This window comes from Leisingera methylohalidivorans DSM 14336 (assembly GCF_000511355.1).
Classification (GTDB): Bacteria; Pseudomonadota; Alphaproteobacteria; order Rhodobacterales; family Rhodobacteraceae; genus Leisingera; species Leisingera methylohalidivorans.
The window spans coordinates 2,014,568-2,031,858 of the sequence record NC_023135.1 but is presented as its reverse complement, the minus strand read 5'-3'; the positions used below and the strand labels follow the sequence as shown (position 1 = coordinate 2,031,858).

15 protein-coding genes are annotated in these 17,291 nt (G+C 62.1%); 11 read left to right on the top strand and 4 right to left on the bottom strand.

The genetic code is table 11. The annotated features are described in order from the left end of the window. Positions 1-699, bottom strand: coding sequence for a corrinoid protein (locus tag METH_RS10050; RefSeq protein ID WP_024090357.1), 699 nt, complete (start codon positions 697-699; stop codon positions 1-3). Between the two features lie 222 nt (positions 700-921). On the opposite strand from METH_RS10050, the gene METH_RS10045 reads away from it, so the two are divergent. Continuing rightward, entirely contained in the window at positions 922-2,001 is a 1,080-nt protein-coding gene (locus METH_RS10045) for a PA0069 family radical SAM protein (RefSeq protein ID WP_024090356.1), read from the top strand. Positions 2,002-2,074: 73 nt separating this feature from the next. Further along, entirely contained in the window at positions 2,075-2,353 is a 279-nt protein-coding gene (locus METH_RS10040; protein WP_024090355.1) for an acylphosphatase, read from the top strand. A 187-nt stretch (positions 2,354-2,540) separates the two neighbouring features. Here the strand turns inward: METH_RS10040 and bmt are convergent, their stop codons facing one another. Together bmt and METH_RS10030 are read right to left on the bottom strand one after the other, a co-directional pair. After that, positions 2,541-3,560 carry a betaine--homocysteine S-methyltransferase gene (gene bmt / locus METH_RS10035; protein WP_024090354.1) on the bottom strand — a complete coding sequence of 340 codons (1,020 nt, stop codon included), beginning with the start codon at positions 3,558-3,560 and terminating at the stop codon, positions 2,541-2,543. Positions 3,561-4,218: 658 nt separating this feature from the next. Continuing rightward, positions 4,219-4,536, bottom strand: coding sequence for a DUF1476 domain-containing protein (locus METH_RS10030; RefSeq protein ID WP_024090351.1), 318 nt, complete (start codon positions 4,534-4,536; stop codon positions 4,219-4,221). A gap of 238 nt (positions 4,537-4,774) precedes the next feature. Here METH_RS10030 and purC point away from each other — a divergent pair, with 238 nt between their 5' ends. The 6 genes from purC (at position 4,775) to METH_RS10000 (ending at position 13,042) form a co-directional block, all read left to right on the top strand. Further along, positions 4,775-5,536 carry a phosphoribosylaminoimidazolesuccinocarboxamide synthase gene (gene purC, locus METH_RS10025; RefSeq protein WP_024090350.1) on the top strand — a complete coding sequence of 254 codons (762 nt, stop codon included), beginning with the start codon at positions 4,775-4,777 and terminating at the stop codon, positions 5,534-5,536. Between the two features lie 107 nt (positions 5,537-5,643). Further along, entirely contained in the window at positions 5,644-5,874 is a 231-nt protein-coding gene (purS, locus tag METH_RS10020) for a phosphoribosylformylglycinamidine synthase subunit PurS (protein ID WP_024090349.1), read from the top strand. Then, positions 5,874-6,542, top strand: a complete 669-nt coding sequence (gene purQ, locus METH_RS10015) for a phosphoribosylformylglycinamidine synthase subunit PurQ (RefSeq protein WP_024090348.1) — start codon at positions 5,874-5,876, stop codon at positions 6,540-6,542. Before purS ends, purQ begins: the two co-directional genes overlap by 1 nt. 36 nt (positions 6,543-6,578) lie before the next feature. After that, positions 6,579-8,108 (top strand): sensor histidine kinase, encoded by a 1,530-nt coding sequence (locus METH_RS10010; RefSeq protein ID WP_024090347.1) that lies wholly within the window; start codon positions 6,579-6,581, stop codon positions 8,106-8,108. A 29-nt stretch (positions 8,109-8,137) separates the two neighbouring features. Beyond that, positions 8,138-9,475, top strand: a complete 1,338-nt coding sequence (locus tag METH_RS10005) for a sigma-54-dependent transcriptional regulator (RefSeq protein ID WP_024090346.1) — start codon at positions 8,138-8,140, stop codon at positions 9,473-9,475. A 588-nt stretch (positions 9,476-10,063) separates the two neighbouring features. Continuing rightward, positions 10,064-13,042 carry an Rne/Rng family ribonuclease gene (locus METH_RS10000; RefSeq protein ID WP_024090345.1) on the top strand — a complete coding sequence of 993 codons (2,979 nt, stop codon included), beginning with the start codon at positions 10,064-10,066 and terminating at the stop codon, positions 13,040-13,042. 205 nt (positions 13,043-13,247) lie between these two features. On the opposite strand, the gene METH_RS09995 is transcribed toward METH_RS10000, so the two are convergent. Beyond that, positions 13,248-13,481, bottom strand: coding sequence for a sulfurtransferase TusA family protein (locus tag METH_RS09995; RefSeq protein WP_024090344.1), 234 nt, complete (start codon positions 13,479-13,481; stop codon positions 13,248-13,250). A gap of 94 nt (positions 13,482-13,575) precedes the next feature. Here METH_RS09995 and METH_RS09990 point away from each other — a divergent pair, with 94 nt between their 5' ends. The 3 genes from METH_RS09990 to METH_RS09980 all read left to right on the top strand — a co-directional run bounded on the left by METH_RS09990 (position 13,576) and on the right by METH_RS09980 (position 17,041). Next, positions 13,576-14,328 (top strand): cytochrome c biogenesis CcdA family protein, encoded by a 753-nt coding sequence (locus tag METH_RS09990; RefSeq protein ID WP_024090343.1) that lies wholly within the window; start codon positions 13,576-13,578, stop codon positions 14,326-14,328. Positions 14,329-14,438: 110 nt separating this feature from the next. Continuing rightward, positions 14,439-15,689 (top strand): hypothetical protein, encoded by a 1,251-nt coding sequence (locus tag METH_RS09985; RefSeq protein ID WP_024090342.1) that lies wholly within the window; start codon positions 14,439-14,441, stop codon positions 15,687-15,689. Beyond that, complete coding sequence (locus METH_RS09980; RefSeq protein ID WP_044008384.1) at positions 15,686-17,041, top strand: cytochrome P450; 1,356 nt, start codon at positions 15,686-15,688, stop codon at positions 17,039-17,041. The genes METH_RS09985 and METH_RS09980 overlap by 4 nt, the downstream gene beginning before the upstream one ends. The last annotated feature ends 250 nt before the right edge of the window (positions 17,042-17,291 follow it).

Sequence of the window (17,291 nt, the reverse complement as noted above, 5' to 3'; positions counted from 1 at the left end):
TCAGGCGCTCATCGAGTTGTGCTTGCGCGCCACCATATCCTTGGCCATTTCAACGGCCACGGCGGCGTCACGGCAATAGCCGTCGGCGCCGATTGCCTTGCCGAACTCTTCGTTCAGCGGCGCGCCGCCAACCAGCACGATGTAGTCATCACGCAGGCCTTGCTCGACCATGGTGTCGATCACCACCTTCATGTAGGGCATGGTGGTGGTCAGCAGAGCGGACATGCCGAGGATGTCCGGCTTGTGCTCTCCCAGGGCTTCCAGGTAGTTCTCGACCGGGTTGTTGATCCCCAGATCGACCACTTCAAAGCCGGCGCCTTCCATCATCATCGAAACCAGGTTTTTACCGATGTCATGGATGTCGCCCTTGACGGTGCCGATAACCATCGACCCGATCTGAGGGGCGCCGGTTGCAGCCAGCAGCGGTTTCAGAATGGCCATGCCGCCCTTCATTGCGTTGGCGGCCAGCAGAACCTCGGGGACAAACAGGATGCCGTCGCGGAAGTCGGCGCCAACGATGGTCATGCCGCCCACCAGAGCCTTGGTCAGAACGTCATAAGGCGCCCAGTCGCGGGACAGCAGAATGCCAACGCCTTCTTCGATTTCCTCTTTGAGACCGTCATAGAGGTCGTCAAACATCTGCTGAACAAGTTCCTCGTCATCGAGTTCCGAGAGGATGATGTCTTCTTCGTCCGACATGCGCCTAATCCTTGCTGACGGGGGTGTCCCCGGTGTTGGCCTGTTTCAGGGGCTTTTGTGACAGAATACAGCCAGTGAACTGCATTATTTGCGACATTGCCGCTGTTCTAACCGACGTATAGAGACAATTCCGGCGCAATAATAATGAAGAATTCACATGGAAATCTTCGAAATTGCCAATTTGTTCTTTATTTGTTCCCTCGTGATGGGTAGGTTGCGCCCATGCTGCAGGAAATCACCCAACATGCCACGCGCCGCAAAGGGCGCGCCAGTCTCAGCAATGCGGCGGGGCGGTTCGATCTGGACCGCAGCCAGGTGGATGACGGCTGGGTTCAGGAGCCGGATCCGGAGGTGATTCCCACCGAAGTGCGGCTCGAGACAGCGCGGTCGCTGATCAGTTATAACCGGTCTCCGGATTTGCCGTTCGACCGGTCCATCAACCCTTACCGCGGATGTGAGCATGGTTGCATATATTGTTTTGCGCGGCCCAGCCATGCCTATCTTGGCCTGTCGCCGGGGCTGGACTTTGAAACCCGGCTGGTCGCACGCCCCAATGCGGCCGCGGTGCTGCGCAAGGAACTGTCGGCGCCGCGTTACAAGACGGCCGTTCTGGCGCTTGGCACCAACACCGACCCTTACCAGCCGTGCGAGCGGGACCATCGCATCACCCGCGGCTGCCTGGAGGTATTGCGGGATTTCGATCATCCTGTGGCGATCGTCACCAAGGGCGCGATGGTGGAGCGGGATCTGGATATTCTGGCGCCGATGGCGGCCAAGGGGCTGGTGCGGGTGGGGATTTCCCTCACCACGCTGGACCCTGACCTGTCCCGCCGGATGGAGCCGCGGGCACCATTGCCGGCCCGGAGGCTGGCCGCGGTCCGGCGGCTGACTCAGGCGGGCGTGCCGGTGCGGGTGATGACTTCCCCCGTCGTGCCGGGGCTGACCGACCATGAGCTGGAGGCGCTGCTGGCGGCCGGCGCGGAAGCGGGCGCTGATGCAGCCAGCTGGATCATGCTGCGGCTGCCGCGGGAGGTGTCGGAGCTGTGGCAGGAATGGCTGGCCGAAAATGAGCCGGGCCGTGCGGCCAAGGTGATGGCGCGGCTGCGGGAAATGCATGGCGGGCGCGATTATGATCCGCGCTGGGGCCACCGGATGCGGGGTGAGGGGCGTTACGCCGAGATGATTGCCCAGCGGTTCAAGGCAGCCTGCAAGCGGCTGGGCCTGCAGGAGCGGACGGAGCCGCTGCGTAGCGATCTGTTTGCCCGCCCGCCGCAGCCGGGCGATCAGCTGGCGTTGTTTTGATCCATTCTTCCACGGCCGGTGCGGTGTTTTTGTGCTATGCTGGGGCCGTATCTGACGGAAAGGAAGGTGGGCTATGACGTCTGTCGCTGTGAAAGCACGGGTCACCGGACGTGTGCAGGGCGTGGCCTTCCGCACCTGGGCCAGGGCGGAAGCGGTGCGGCACGGGCTGTCCGGCTGGATCCGCAATGAGCCCGACGGCTCGGTGCGGGCCCTGCTGATGGGGCCGGCCGCCAGCGTTGCCGATATGGTGCGCAGAATGGGGCGCGGCCCCGGTGCCGCCTCGGTCAAGGATGTCCTGACGGAGCGGACCGATCCCGAACCGGGGGTCAGCGGTTTCAGGATTGTCGGCTAGGCCGGGCTGACCGGCAGGTCTGAACACAGGGCTGCAGACCGGCGCTGGCAAGCTGCCGCCGGGGGGCGGAGCTCGCGGCTATGCGAGGGCGGGTGGATGACACCGATAGGCTGGGACCTGGACGAAATACGGCGCCGCATGATGACATGCGGCGCCGTTATTTCAGCGGTTCTGGCAATTGCCGCCTTCAGGCGCGGCGGCGGCGGCGGGAGCGGCGCTCGCCACCCGTGTTTGCATCATCGCCGGTGCCGTCGCCGTCGGAGGTGAAGGGGCCCAGCAGGTCGACGATCTGTTCCAGCGCCGGACGGTCGCCGCGCGGGCGGCTGTCGAGCGCCGCGCGCATGTGGCGCAGGTGTTCGGGCATGGTGCCGCAGCAGCCGCCGATAATCCTGGCGCCCGCGTCACGGGCCATGACCGCGTATTCGCCCATCAGCTCGGGCGTGCCATCGTAATGGATGTGGCCGTCGACATATTTCGGAATGCCGGCATTGCCCTTGGAGATGATCGGCCGCTCGGTGCCTTGGGCGGCAAAGCCGAGAACGGTGCGCAGAATGTCGGAGGCGCCGGTGCCGCAATTGGCACCGAAAGCCAGCGGCGCATTGTCGAATTCCTCCACCAGCTGGGCGAGGTCAGCAGAGGTCACTCCCATCATGGTGCGGCCTGCAGTGTCAAAGCTCATGGTGCCGCACCAGGGCATATCCGCCAGTTTGAAGGCATCAGCCGCGGCGCGGAATTCCTCCGGCGCGGAAATGGTCTCCAGCCACAAGACATCGGCGCCGCCCTCTTTCAGGGCATCCGCCTGCTCGTGGAACATCTCGACCGCCAAAGCATGGGACATGTCGCCAACAGGTTCAAAAATTTCCCCTGTCGGGCCAACAGAGCCGGCCACCGCGATCTTGCGTTCCGCCTTGTCGGCCACCTCGCGGCCAAGTTCGGCGGCGACGCGGTTCAACTCGCGCACGCGGCCCTGGGCGTCATGCAGCTTCAGCCGGGCGGCGGTGCCGCCGAAACTGTTGGTCAGGAACAAGTCGCTGCCCGCATCAACCGAGCCCTTGTACAGCGCCAGAATCTTCTGCGGTTCGTCCACGTTCCACAGTTCCGGCGCATCGCCGGCCTGCAGTCCCATAGCGAACAGATTGGTGCCGGTTGCACCATCCGCCAGCAGGGCGTCTTTGGTTTCCAGCAGCTGTTTGAAAGTGTTTGTCATCGGTTTAATCCCGTTTCAGCAGGCCGCCAGGACGGGCAGGGCGGCAAGTCGGTCTATGTCCCCTGTGTCATGCCGGGCGGGCAAGGGCAATTTCATTTTCTTCATCTTCATTATGAAGCCTGCGCCGCACCAGCCGGCCGTGCAGGCGAGCCGCGCACTATGCCCGGTGTATTTATGGTGGCAGGCGGCGGCACTGCGGCCTGGGGCGTAGCAGGGCAATGGAGCCGGCAGCGAGGCCCGGCAATGGATCAAACAGCGTAAGCGACGCCTGCGGACTGCTTAGGCAGAATGGCGCTCAATTCAGGCAACGGCGGCAGTTCGGTGTGCGCCTGCAGCAGCTGCAGGCAGATTTCCATGATCAGAAATGAAACTGCCGGCCGGGATCGCCCGCGTAGCCGGTTTGGCGGCGGTGGGTTTTGAATGCAGCGTGGCAACCTTGGCGGGCAGCGCAAAAAGTCCTGCGCTGCCAGTCTGCTGACAGCAGTTTCCGGATGGGTTAACCACCAGGGTTATGTTGTTTTCTGCTGCGGCCCCATGCTGTATTCACAGGGCAGTGCAGGCCGGCATGAGCGGCAGCAGAAGGACTGCGATGCCGGCGGGCACCGCGACGGGAAACGGTCAGAGGGCACCGGGCTGGCCTGGCGGCCGGACCGGGTGATCAGCCGGCTTCGCTCAGAATTTCTTCTTGCGCCCGCGGCATCATTTCCAGCAGTTTGCTGCGGATCTGGTTTTCGCTTGCCCGGGGCCCCAGGTCGCCGGCCAGTTTACGCACGATATCATCATGGCCCGCTTCCACAAGATCGGCAGAGACGACGGACTGGGCGTAATCATGGGCAGATGAGCCGCTTTTCCCCAACAGCTCTGCCGCCCAAAGGCCAACCAGTTTGTTGCACCGCGCACGGGCTTTGAACTGCATTTCCTCATCATGCGCGAATTTGGCCTCAAACGCCTGTTCGCGTTCGTCAAATGTAGTCATGACTGATCCTCATAAACCGTTTGCACCTGTCTAATGATAGGAGCATGATCGTTGCTGAGGGCAAGGAAAAACTGTTCTTGATAAAGCCTTTGTGCCTGCAGCGAGGCGGGCGGGCCTCTGATGCCGGCAGCGGCCGGGGCGCGAGCCCGTGCAGCAAGCTTGCGGCTGAGGCCCCCTTGCACTATGAGAGCGGCACATCGCAGGGCCGGATTCCCGGCATTGACCCGAAAGGCTCCCAATGGCGCGTCGCAAGAAAATCTACGAAGGCAAGGCCAAGACACTGTATGAAGGCCCCGAACCGGGTACCATCGTCCAGTACTTCAAAGACGACGCCACCGCCTTTAATGCTGAAAAGCACGACGTGATCGAGGGCAAGGGCGTTCTGAACAACATCCTGAGCGAGTTTTTCATGCTGGGCCTGGGGCAAATCGGAGTGCCGACCCATTTCCTGAAACGATTGAACATGCGCGAGCAGCTGGTGCGCAGCTGCGAAATCGTGCCGTTGGAAGTGATTGTGCGCAACTATGCTGCAGGCTCGATCTCCAAGCGCCTGGGCATTGACGAGGGCACCCAGCTGCCGCGCCCGATTGTGGAATACTGCTATAAGGACGATGGCCTGGGCGATCCGCTGGTCACCGAAGAACACATCGCTGCCTTCGGCTGGGCCAGCCAGCAGGACATGGACGACATCCTGAGCCTGGCGCTGCGGGTGAACGACTTCCTGTCCGGCGTGTTTCTGGCCGTCGGCATCCGCCTGGTCGATTTCAAGATCGAGATCGGCCGTGTTTACGAAGGCGACTTCCAGCGTCTGGTGATCGCGGACGAGATCAGCCCGGACAGCTGCCGCCTTTGGGATGTGAAAACCGGCCAGAAGCTGGACAAGGACGTGTTCCGCCGCGACCTGGGAAGCCTGACGGATGCATATAGCGAAGTGGCGCGCCGTCTGGGCGTGATGCCGAACAACCCGCCGGCGCCGGGCAAGCCGACGCTGGTGAACTGAGCCGCAGAACAGAATGCGTCGCGTCCGGTGCACGGGCGGGACTTGAATATATTGCAAAGAAGAAGCCTGGATGGGGCTTCGCCATCGAAAACCTGAGGGATGATGCGATGAAGGCACGGGTGCATGTGATGCTGAAGAACGGGGTTCTGGATCCGCAGGGCGAGGCCGTGCGCCACGCACTGGGGGCCCTGGGCTTTGACAAGGTCGAAGGCGTGCGTCAGGGCAAGGTGATTGATCTGGATCTGGCTGAGGGCGCAACCGAGGCTGACGTGACCGCAATGTGCGAAAAGCTGCTGGCCAACACCGTGATCGAATCCTACAGCATCGAGCTGCAGTGATGAAGGCGGCGGTAGTAGTCTTCCCGGGTTCGAACTGCGACCGCGATCTGGCGGTGGCGTTTGAGCAGGCCGGATTCGACGTGTCGATGGTCTGGCACAAGGACAGCGCACTGCCCGAAGGGATTGATATCGTCGGCGTGCCCGGCGGCTTCTCCTACGGCGACTACCTGCGCTGCGGTGCTATCGCGGCGCAATCGCCGATCTGCAAGGCAGTGATCGATCACGCCGACCGCGGCGGCTACGCGATTGGTGTCTGCAACGGCTTCCAGATCCTGACTGAAACCGGTGTGCTGCCGGGGGCGCTGCTGCGCAACGCAGGTTTGAAATACATCTGCCGCACCGTGGACCTGAAGGTGGCGACGTCCGAGAGTGTCTTCACCCAAGGGTACAGCGCGGGCGACGTGATCGGGGTGCCGATTGCCCATCATGACGGCAATTATTTTGCCGATGAAGAGACTGTAAGGGCGCTGCAGGATCAGGACCGGGTGGCCTTCACCTATGCGGATAACCCCAATGGTTCGGTTGCCGATATCGCCGGTATTCTGTCGGAAAACCGCCGTGTTCTGGGCATGATGCCGCACCCGGAGCGGGCTGCGGATGAGGGGCATGGCGGCACCGATGGTGCGGCAGTGTTCCGCGCATTGGCGGGTATGGTCACTGCCGCGTGACTTGAGGATGCGGGGCGGCCGCAATAGGTATAGTTTATGACCGCCCCGCACTCAGATTTGAACAAACCCAAGCGGAAGACCGGCTCGCGCACGATTTCCTGGCGTGCGCGGCTGTCGCTTGTGCTGTTCATGCTGGTGGCGGCTGCCACCGTGTGGACCACCAACCGGGCGCTGACCCACCGATTTACTGAAAGCACCCGCAACCGGGCCGAGCTGCGGCTGGCGCTGTACTCAGGCAACCTGCTGAGCGAGCTGCGTCAGCATGCGATTGTGCCGCAGCTGCTGGCGCGCGACCAGACTTTGATTTCGGCCCTGCAGTCCAATGACTTTTCTCTGTCTACGCAAAGGCTTATCTCCTTTGTTGACGAAATCGGCGCGGCTTCGATCATGCTGCTGGCTCAGGATGGCCGCACCGTGGCTGCAACCGACCGCAACCGGCTGGGCGAGACCCATCGCAATGCCGCTTATTTTGTCGATGCGCTGACCCTGCAGACGCCCGAAGGCGCCATCCAGCGGGCGATCCGGGCCACCACAGACTGGACCGCGCTGCCGCCGGACGCCTATTTGCAGGGCGAGGCGGTGATGCGGCTGGAGACACGGGTGCCGTTCCAGGGCTGGCGGATGGCATCCTTCACCACCTATTCCTCGGTGCGCGAGCGGGTAAACGCGGTGCTGGCACTGGAAATTATGGGATTCGCCATCCTGCTGGCGCTGGCCTTTTACGCGCTGAGCCGGAAAACCGCGCTGCGTATGGCCTTGTTCCAGCGCGAGTCGGCAGAGCTTCGCGTATTGAATGCGCGCCTGCAGCGGGAAATTGCCGAACGGGAACGGATGCAAAAGACCCTTGCTGTGGCTGAACAAAGCCTGGCGCAAAGCTCGAAACTGGCGGCTTTGGGTGAAATGTCGGCGGCTGTCAGCCATGAGCTGAACCAGCCGCTGGCGGCGATGAAAACCTATTTGGCCGGCGCCCGGCTTCTGCTCAACCGGAACCGCCCGGACGAGGCGCTGGCTTCTTTTGGCCGGATTGATGATCTGATCGAACGGATGGGCGCGATCACCCGCCAGCTGAAATCCTATGCGCGCAAGGGCGGCGATACGTTCAGCCCAGTAAACGTGGGCGATGCACTGGCCTCCAGCCTGTCGATGATGGAGCCGCAGCTGCGTCAGCGGCATGTGAAAATCACCCGGATTTTGCCCGAAGAACCTGTTATGGTGATGGGCGACCGGATGCGGCTGGAACAGGTCATGGTCAACCTCTTGCGCAACGCGCTGGATGCCACCAAATCTGTGGCGGACCCTGAGGTGGAAATCCTGCTGGCCGCAGGTGAGACGGCGACGCTGTCGGTGCGCGACAATGGGGTGGGGATCAGCGGCTTCGATGAATTGTTCGAACCGTTCTACACCACCAAGCTGCCCGGCGACGGGGTTGGTTTGGGGCTTGCCATCTCCTCGGGGATCGTCAACGACCTTGGGGGACGGCTGACGGCCCGCAACGGCCAGAACGGCGGTGCGGTCTTTGAGATGCAATTGCCGGTCCTGGTGGACGGCATCGAGGCTGCCGAATAGGGCAGCCCCTGAATTAGGAGTGAACGCGCATGGCTCAGGCTATGAAGATCGCGATCGTAGACGACGAACAGGATATGCGGCAGTCGATCAGCCAATGGCTGGCGTTGTCCGGGTACGACACCGAGACGTTCTCGAGCGCTGAAGAGGCGCTGAAGGTGCTGGGTCCGGATTATCCCGGCATCGTGATTTCCGACATTAAGATGCCGGGCATGGACGGGATGCAGTTCCTGAAAAAGCTGATGGGCAGCGATTCTGCGCTGCCGGTGATCATGATCACCGGCCATGGCGATGTGCCGATGGCGGTTGAGGCGATGCGGGTCGGCGCCTTCGACTTTCTGGAGAAACCCTTTAACCCGGACCGCATGTCGGAACTGGCCAAGCGCGCCACTGGTGCCCGCCGGCTGACGCTGGACAACCGGGCGCTGCGACGCGAGCTGTCGGATGGCGGCCAGATCATGAAGAAGCTGATCGGCCAAAGCCCGGTGATGGAGCGCCTGCGGGAGGATATCCTGGATCTGGGCCAGGCCGACGGCCATGTGCTGATCGATGGCGAGACCGGCACCGGCAAGACGCTGGTGGCGCATGCGCTGCACGCAGTTGGCAGCCGCGCGGGCAAGAAATTCGTGCTGATTTCCTGTGCCGCCCTGGAAGAGGAAGCGCTTGCCAAGCGCTTGTTCGGCCCGATGCAGCCGGAAGACAGCATGCTGCCCGCGGTCGAGGAAGCCCGCGGCGGTACTTTGGTGCTGGAAGATATCGACGCACTGTCAGAAACTTTGCAGGCCAAGCTGCTGAGTGTGATCAACGAGCAGGGCACGCCTGCGGAAACCCGCATTATCGCGATTTCCAACCTGCAGGAGGCCGGCAAGACCTGCGAAGACGCGCTGCGCCCGGATCTGTTCTACCGGCTGGCGGCGCTGCGGATCACCGTGCCGCCGCTGCGCCAGCGCGGCGAGGACATCCTCACGCTGTTCACCCGTCTCAGCGAACAGTTCTCTGAGGAATACGGCTGCGAGGCGCCGCAGGTCAGCGCCCAGGAAGCGGCGCAGCTGCTGCAGGCGCCCTGGCCGGGCAACGTGCGCCAGCTGATCAACATTGCTGAACGCGCGGTGCTGCAGTCACGCCGCGGCTCTGGCACCATTGCATCGCTGCTGATGTCCGACCACGAGGAAATGCAGCCGGTGATGACCACTGAAGGCAAGCCGCTGAAGGAATATGTGGAAGCTTTTGAACGGATGCTGATCGATAACACCATGCGCCGCCACAAAGGATCCATTGCCAGCGTGATGGATGAGCTTTGCCTGCCGCGCCGGACCCTGAATGAGAAGATGGCCAAATACGGCCTGCAGCGGTCGGATTACCTGGCCTGAATTAAACAGCGCCGCTTTCCGGCCCGGAAAACGGCGCTGCCTAACAGGCGTCTTCCAAACCGGAACTCTCGTAGAATGTCGGTGGCGGTTTGAAAAAATACTAGAAATGAACAGCTTGCCTGTTAAAGGCGGGCTGTATTCATTTTCAGGTCCTGTGGTGACGAATGACCATTGTCATTACCTATCCACAGGCCTTATGCTGACACAACGGGCCGGAAACCGGCAAATGGCTTCCCCCGTTCTGATGAGTTTCGCTGGCTCCAGCTTTTGTCCGGCACGATCCGAGAAAACTGCAGCCAGACCGATTGGCCCCTTAAGCTTTAGGGGGCAGTTTAGCGCCCGAACCGGAATTGCAGCCGGTACAGGGATAATGTGGCAGGGACGGGCGGCGCCCGCCTGCCGGAGAAGAACCGCGATGACGCGCGCGAGAGCGAAAAGCACTGAGGCAGGAAGGCCGGGCATTGATCCCGGGACCACCTGCTGCACCGCGCCGTCCCAGATCGCCCTGACAAGACACCACCCGAAACGTGCGCGGCCGCCTGGAACCAGGCGGTTTGCGGACGCACAGGGCAGGTGCACCAAGGACCCATGGCAAAGAAGATGCTTATCGACGCCACCCACGCGGAAGAGACCCGTGTTGTGGTTGTGGATGGAAACAAGGTTGAGGAATTCGACTTTGAATCCGAAAACAAACGCCAGCTTGCTGGCAACATTTACCTCGCAAAAGTAACCCGGGTCGAGCCGTCGCTGCAGGCGGCTTTTGTGGACTATGGCGGCAACCGTCATGGATTCCTGGCGTTCTCCGAAATCCATCCGGATTATTACCAGATCCCCGTCGCCGACCGTGAGGCGCTGATGGAGGAAGAGCGTGCCTATGCAGAGGCGATGCGCGCCCGCGACGACGAGGAAGACGAAAAGCCGGCCAAGCCCAAGCGGTCGCGCCGTTCCAAATCCGCGGCTAAGGCTGCCAAGACCTCTTCTGATGATGCGGTGGAAACCAAGGAGGTTGAGGCCTCTGAGGAGAAGACCGCCGAAATCGCCGGAATGGAGACCATTGATCTGAGCGACAGCGCTGAGGTTGCGGATGATCTGGCAGAAGTGCCGGAAGGGTCGTCGCCGGTGGACCATGTCGCGGAAACACCGGTTGAAGAGCCGGAAGACAGCGATGCCTCTGCTCCCGAAGCAGCCGAAGCCGAAGTGTCCGCCGACACCGCTGAGACTGCTGGCGAGGAAGCCCCTGCAGAAGCGGCAGCCGAGGCTGAACCAGCTTTGGAAACCGCTGAGGATGATGCAGAAGCCGCTGCAGCCAAGGCCGATAGCGCGGACGGCGATGAGAGCGACGAAGACGCTGGCGAAACCGGCCGTGCCGACGCGACCTCCAAAGATGACAGCATCGAATCCGTCGCGGATGAGGACGACAGCGAAGACATCCGTCCGCCGCGCAAGCCGCGCCCGCGCCGTTATAAAATCCAGGAAGTCATCAAAGTCCGCCAGGTCCTGCTGGTGCAGGTCGTCAAGGAAGAACGCGGCAACAAGGGCGCTGCGCTGACCACCTATCTGTCGCTTGCCGGCCGTTACTGCGTGCTGATGCCCAACACCGCCCGCGGCGGCGGGATCTCCCGCAAGATCACCAACGCTGCCGACCGTAAAAAGCTGAAAGATATCGCGACCGAACTGGACGTGCCGACCGGTGCGGGCCTGATCGTGCGCACCGCCGGCGCCAAACGCACCAAATCCGAGATCAAGCGCGACTATGAATACCTGCAGCGGATGTGGGAACAGATCCGCGAACTGACGCTGAAGTCCATCGCGCCGGCCAAGATCTACGAAGAAGGCGACCTGATCAAACGTTCGATCCGCGACCTTTACAGCCGCGAGATTGACGAGGTTCTGGTCGAGGGCGAGCGCGGCTACCGCATCGCCAAGGACTTCATGAAAATGATCATGCCGTCCCATGCCAAGAACGTGAAAAACTACCAGGAAGGGCTGCCGCTGTTTGCCCGTTTCCAGGTGGAAAGCTACCTGGCCGGGATGTTCAACCCGACCGTGCAGCTGAAATCCGGCGGCTACATCGTAATCGGCGTGACCGAGGCGCTGGTGGCGATCGACGTGAACTCCGGCCGGGCCACCAAACAGGGCTCGATTGAGGAAACTGCGCTCAACACCAACCTGGAGGCGGCTGAAGAAGTTGCCCGTCAGCTGCGTCTGCGCGACCTCGCCGGTCTGATCGTGATCGATTTCATCGACATGGACGAGCGCAAGAACAACGCCGCCGTCGAAAAGCGCATGAAGGACAAGCTGAAGACCGACCGTGCGCGCATTCAAGTGGGCCGGATCTCGGGTTTCGGTCTGATGGAAATGTCGCGTCAGCGCCTGCGCCCCGGGATGATCGAAGCGACCACCGCGCCGTGCCCGCATTGCCACGGCACCGGTCTGATCCGCTCGGACGACTCGATGGCGCTGTCGATCCTGCGCCAGATCGAGGAAGAGGGCACCCGCCGCCGCTCCCGCGAAGTGCTGGTGCGCTGCCCGGTTTCCATCGCCAACTTCCTGATGAACCAGAAACGCGAGCATATTGCCCAGATCGAGGCGCGTTACGGCCTGTCTGTGCGGATCGAGGGCGACCCGCATCTGGTCAGCCCGGATTTTGTGCTGGAGAAATTCAAAACCGCTTCGCGGGTGGTGCCTGTGGCAACTGCTCCGGTGGTATCGGTTGACACCTCGATCATGGACCAGGTGGACGCCGAAGAAGCCAGCCAGGATGAGGAAGAAGCGCCGGCAGCCGTGGAGGAGGCCGCAAGCACCGCCGACGATGCTGCGCAGGACGATAAGCCCAAGCGCAAGCGCCGCCGCCGCCGCCGCCGGAAATCAGGCAATGGCGAGCAAGGCCAGGCTGACGATAACGGCGATGAGGCCTCTGATGAGCTGCAGCAGCAGGATGAAGCTGCTGAGCCTGCAGAAACTGCCGCCGAAGGAGAAGGCGCTGCCGCTGAAGAGGTGAAGGAAAAGAAACCTTCCCGCAGCCGCACCCGTACCCGGTCGCGCAAGCCGAAGGCCAAACCGGCCGAGGCAGAGACCGCGGAAGAGACACCCGCCGCTGCGGAGACTGCCGAAGCCGCTGCGCAGGACGCTCCGGCCGCGGCTGAAGCTGAAGCAGAAAACGCCCCTGCAGCGGAGTCCGTTGCGCAAGCGCCGGCTGAAGACGCCGCAGAAAGCGCATCAGCCGCTGCTGCCGCGGATGCTGAACCTGCCGCGGACAGCGTTGCTGAAGCCGAAGGTGCCGCTCCTGCAGAGCTCGCCCCTGCTGAAGGTGACGCTACGCCGGCAGAACCGGCGGCTGCTGAAGCCGACGTTGCACCGGCGGAAGAGCCTGTAGAAACAGCACCGGACGCAGCTGGCGAGGCGTCGGCGGAACAGCCTGCTGCAGAAGAGGCCGCACAGCCGGAACCGGCGCCTTCGAAAGAGGAGAAGAAGAAGGAACCTGCGATGGCGGTAGCTGCTGCTGACCCGGAACCTGAAGCGCCGGCCAAACCGAAACGCCGCGGCTGGTGGTCGGTGGGCAGCTGATTGCGAAGTAGAATCTAGAGGGAGAGGCAGGCCAAAGCGCCTGCCTTTCTTTTTGGGGACATGAAACCGATTGCTATGCCACCGCTGGCACTGCAGGGAAACGTTTACCAGCGCAGTAAACGATCCTGCTCTCACGTGTTTTCCGGGCTGGATTTCGGGTCGAATACCGCCGCATTCAAGCCTGGGGGCCTGAAAGTTTACGGTCCTAGCCGCCTTTGCGGATCAAATAGATCTGGTGGCCCGCGCCTTCGCTGTGGCCGACAAACTCATGGCCCGCTTCATTGCAGAAATGCGGTACGTCAATCACCGCTGCCGGATCATCCGCCAGCAGTTGCAGCACATGGCCGGGCTGCAGCGATTTAAGCCGCTTGCGGGCCTTCAGGACGGGCAGGGGGCACAGCAGCCCGATGGCGTCCAATGTCTCTTTGATCTCGGTCATGGTCTGGAGATAAGCGGGATGTTTCATCCTGTCCACAAGGATGTGACCAGCCCGCCCCGTGACGTTGGTCAATTGCTGGCATAAGTGTTGGGACATGTTTGGAATCGAGATCATTGACGCAGGGCTGCTCCCTGCCATGCTGGTAGCGCTGCTAGGCGGCGTGATCAGTTTTCTGTCGCCCTGCGTTCTGCCGATCGTGCCGCCGTACCTGGCCTATATGAGCGGCGTCACCATCGGCGAAATGCAAGGCACTTCAGCAGCCCGGCGCAAGGCGGTCATTGCTGCGCTGTTCTTTGTCATGGGGCTGTCCACGGTGTTTCTGCTGCTCGGGTTCACCGCCTCGGCGTTTGGCGCATTTGTGCTGAAAAATCAGGAGCTTTTCGCGCAAGTCTCAGGCGTGGTCGTGATCATATTCGGCCTGCACTTCCTGTCTGTTTTCCGCATTCCGCTGCTGGACCGCGAGGCGCGGATGGAAGCGGGCGAATCCGGAGGTTCCGCGTTGGGCGCGTATGTCCTGGGGCTGGCATTTGCCTTTGGCTGGACGCCCTGCATCGGGCCGCAGCTGGGCGCGATCCTGTCGCTGGCCGCTTCTGAGGCTTCCGTCAGCCGCGGCACAATCCTGCTCGGCGTTTATGCCGCAGGTCTGGGTATTCCCTTCCTGCTGGCGGCGATGTTCCTCAACCGCTCGATGACGCTGATGAATAAGATGAAGCGGCACATGGGGATGATTGAAAAGGTGATGGGCGGGCTGCTGCTGGTTGTCGGCATAATGCTGGTCACCGGGCTGTTCACCACTTTCTCATGGTGGCTGCTGGAAACATTCCCGGCACTGGCAACGCTGGGCTGAGAGCGGAAGCATCAGGGGCCTTCGGGCCCCTTTTTCTTTGTCATTCCTGGCCTTACTCTTGCCGGAATGCACTGCTAGTCTGGCGGCTGAACAATGATGCAGGCCAGGGCGTGACACAGCAGGAGCACGGTCAACAGCGGGTGCGCAAGCGGCGGGTATTCTACATACCCGGCTATGATCCGATTCATCCGCGCCGTTACCGCGAGCTGTACCGCAAGGAAGGCACAGCGCAGGCGGAGATTTCCGGCTACAGCCTGACCCTGTCGCCCAAGCAGACCAAAGGCCCCTTCGGCTGGCACGTGGTGTCCAGGATGGACGGTGTGCAGACCGAAGCCGATATCGAGGTTCTGATCTGGTCCGACATCGTGCGCGGCAGCATGGAGGCCACGATCCCCGCAACCTACTGGCAACTGCTGCGCACCGCCTGGATCTACATCTCCACCGGCGCATTGCTGCGGCTGATGCGGCTGCGCAAGGGGCCGGTGATTGCCGCGCTTTACCCGGTTGGGATGCTGCTGCTGCAGGCGGTTCTGGCGCTGTTGCTGGCCTGGGGTGTTGCGTATGTCTTGGGGGCGGCGGCCGCACTTGCCGGCCTTTCCGGTCCGGTGGCGCCGGCCATTGGCTGGGCCTTGGGCTTTGGTGCCGGCTACGCGCTGTTGCGCTGGTTCAAGAAACGGGACGGAAAGTTTTTTGCCTATTACCTGATGCACGATTATGCCCATTCCGCGGCCTCCCGCGGTGCTATCGCACCGGAAATGGATGTCCGGATGGGCGAGTTCCGGGCGCTGATTTCGACCGCTTTGCAAGATCCGGACCTGGACGAGGTGCTGGTGGCGGGCCATTCCTCTGGCGCGCATGTCGGCGTGTCCGTACTGGCGGACCTGATCCGAGCGGGACTGCCCGCTAACAGCCCGGCACTGGGGTTTCTGACCTTGGGGCAGGTCGTGCCGATGGTGTCATTTCTGCCGCGGGCGGAGCGTTTGCGGGCTGATCTGCAGTATCTGTCCCAGCGGCACGAGCTTGCCTGGGTCGATGTCACTGCGCCCGGTGACGGCTGCGCCTTTGCGCTGTGCGACCCGGTGTCGGTCAGCGGTGTCGCGGCAGCGGGCAAGCGCTGGCCGCTGGTATTTTCCGCCGCCTTCACCCAGACCCTCAGCCCGGAACGCTGGCAACAGCTGCGTTGGCGGTTTTTCCGGCTGCACTTCCAGTATCTCTGCGCTTTCGACCAGCCAGGCGACTATGACTACTTCCGCATCACCGCCGGCCCGCTGACGCTTGCCGCGCGTTATAAGGACCGCAAACCGTCGCAGTCCCGTATCGACACGGCAGTTTCGAAATTCACCTCGGTGGCCGCTGAATGACAGAAATTCTGCCGCCGAAACCGCCCGCGCGTCCGGACCGCGTATCATTTTGGCGCTATTTGAAGCTGTTCCGTCAGGACATACTCTCGGCCCAGCCTGCGCGGCTGTACCGTGCCTGGATGGCTGAGTTCCGCACACCGTTTTTCCGCTCTTTCCTGGTCAACCAGCCGGATCTGGTGAAAACCCTGCTGAAGGAGCGCCCGGATGATTTTCCCAAGTCGGACCGCATCGCGGAGGGGCTGAAGCCCCTGCTGGGCAATTCCGTGTTCCTGACCAATGGCGAGGCCTGGAAGCGGCAGCGGCGGATCATCGACCCGGCCTTTGAAGGCGGGCGGCTGAAGGACACGTTTCCGGCGATGCGCGCGGCGGCGGATGCGGCAGTGGCCCGGCTGAAAGGGCGGCAGGGACCTGTCGAGATCGAGGAGGAGACGTCCCATGCGGCGGCGGATGTGATTTTCCGCACGCTGTTTTCGATCCCGATCGAGCATGAGGTGGCAGTGCAGGTTTTCAGCCGCTTCCGGGACTACCAGCGCAGCCAGCCGCTGTTGAACCTGGCGGCCTTTGTGCCATTGCCGCGCTGGATGCCGCGGTTTTTCCGCCGCGGCACCCGCCGGAACGCTGAAATGATCCGGGGGCTGATTGCACAGCTGACCTGCGAACGTATGAATGCAATCCGCGCGGGCACGGCGCCGGATGACCTGGCGACCAAGATCATGACCACCCGCGACCCGGAAACCGGCAGCACCTTCGATTCTGCCGAGATGGTGGATCAAGTGGCCATCTTCTTTCTGGCGGGGCATGAAACCAGCGCCTCGGCACTGGCCTGGGCGCTGTATTTGATGGCGCTTTATCCCGAATGGCAGGAGAAGGTGGCAGTTGAAGCCGAGGCGCTGGAAGATGAAAGCTTTGCCGCGGTTTCGAAGCTGAAAATCAGCCGGGATGTTTTTCGCGAAACGCTGCGGCTCTACCCTCCGGTGCCGATGATGGTGCGCCAGGCAGCATGCCCGGAACAATTCCGCAACCGCAATGTGCCCAAGGGGGCGCAAATGGTGCTGAGCCCCTGGCATTTGCACCGGCATGAGCGGCTGTGGGAGAACCCGGACAGGTTCGATCCGGCGCGCTGGGGGACGGAGAACGGCAGGCAATGCCAGCGCGAGGCTTATATTCCGTTTTCAGCCGGGGCAAGGGTTTGCACCGGGGCAGGGTTTGCCATGGTAGAAGGGCCGCTGATCCTGTCGATGATCCTGCGTCAGTTCCGAATCACACCAGTAGCGGGCAGGGTTCCGGTGCCGGTGGCGCATCTGACAGTGCGGTCAAAGAACGGTATCTGTATCCATCTGACGGAACGGTAACCAAAAAAATTTCAATTTTCTTCAGGAAATCATGTGTACCGGTTCCCGGTTGCAGGAAATCACAACCTGGCCTGCGGCTTCTACTGCATGGAAGCCGCGCCGGTGTAATTCTAGCTGGACCTGCTCACAGCCTAACAGACGTTCTATGTCGCGCTTCTTACGCCGGACCACACTGCCCTGTGCGGCCGCTTGCGACTGAAAGATCTGCTGGATTCAAGCGCCGGGTGAAAGCTGAACCGGGACAGACATT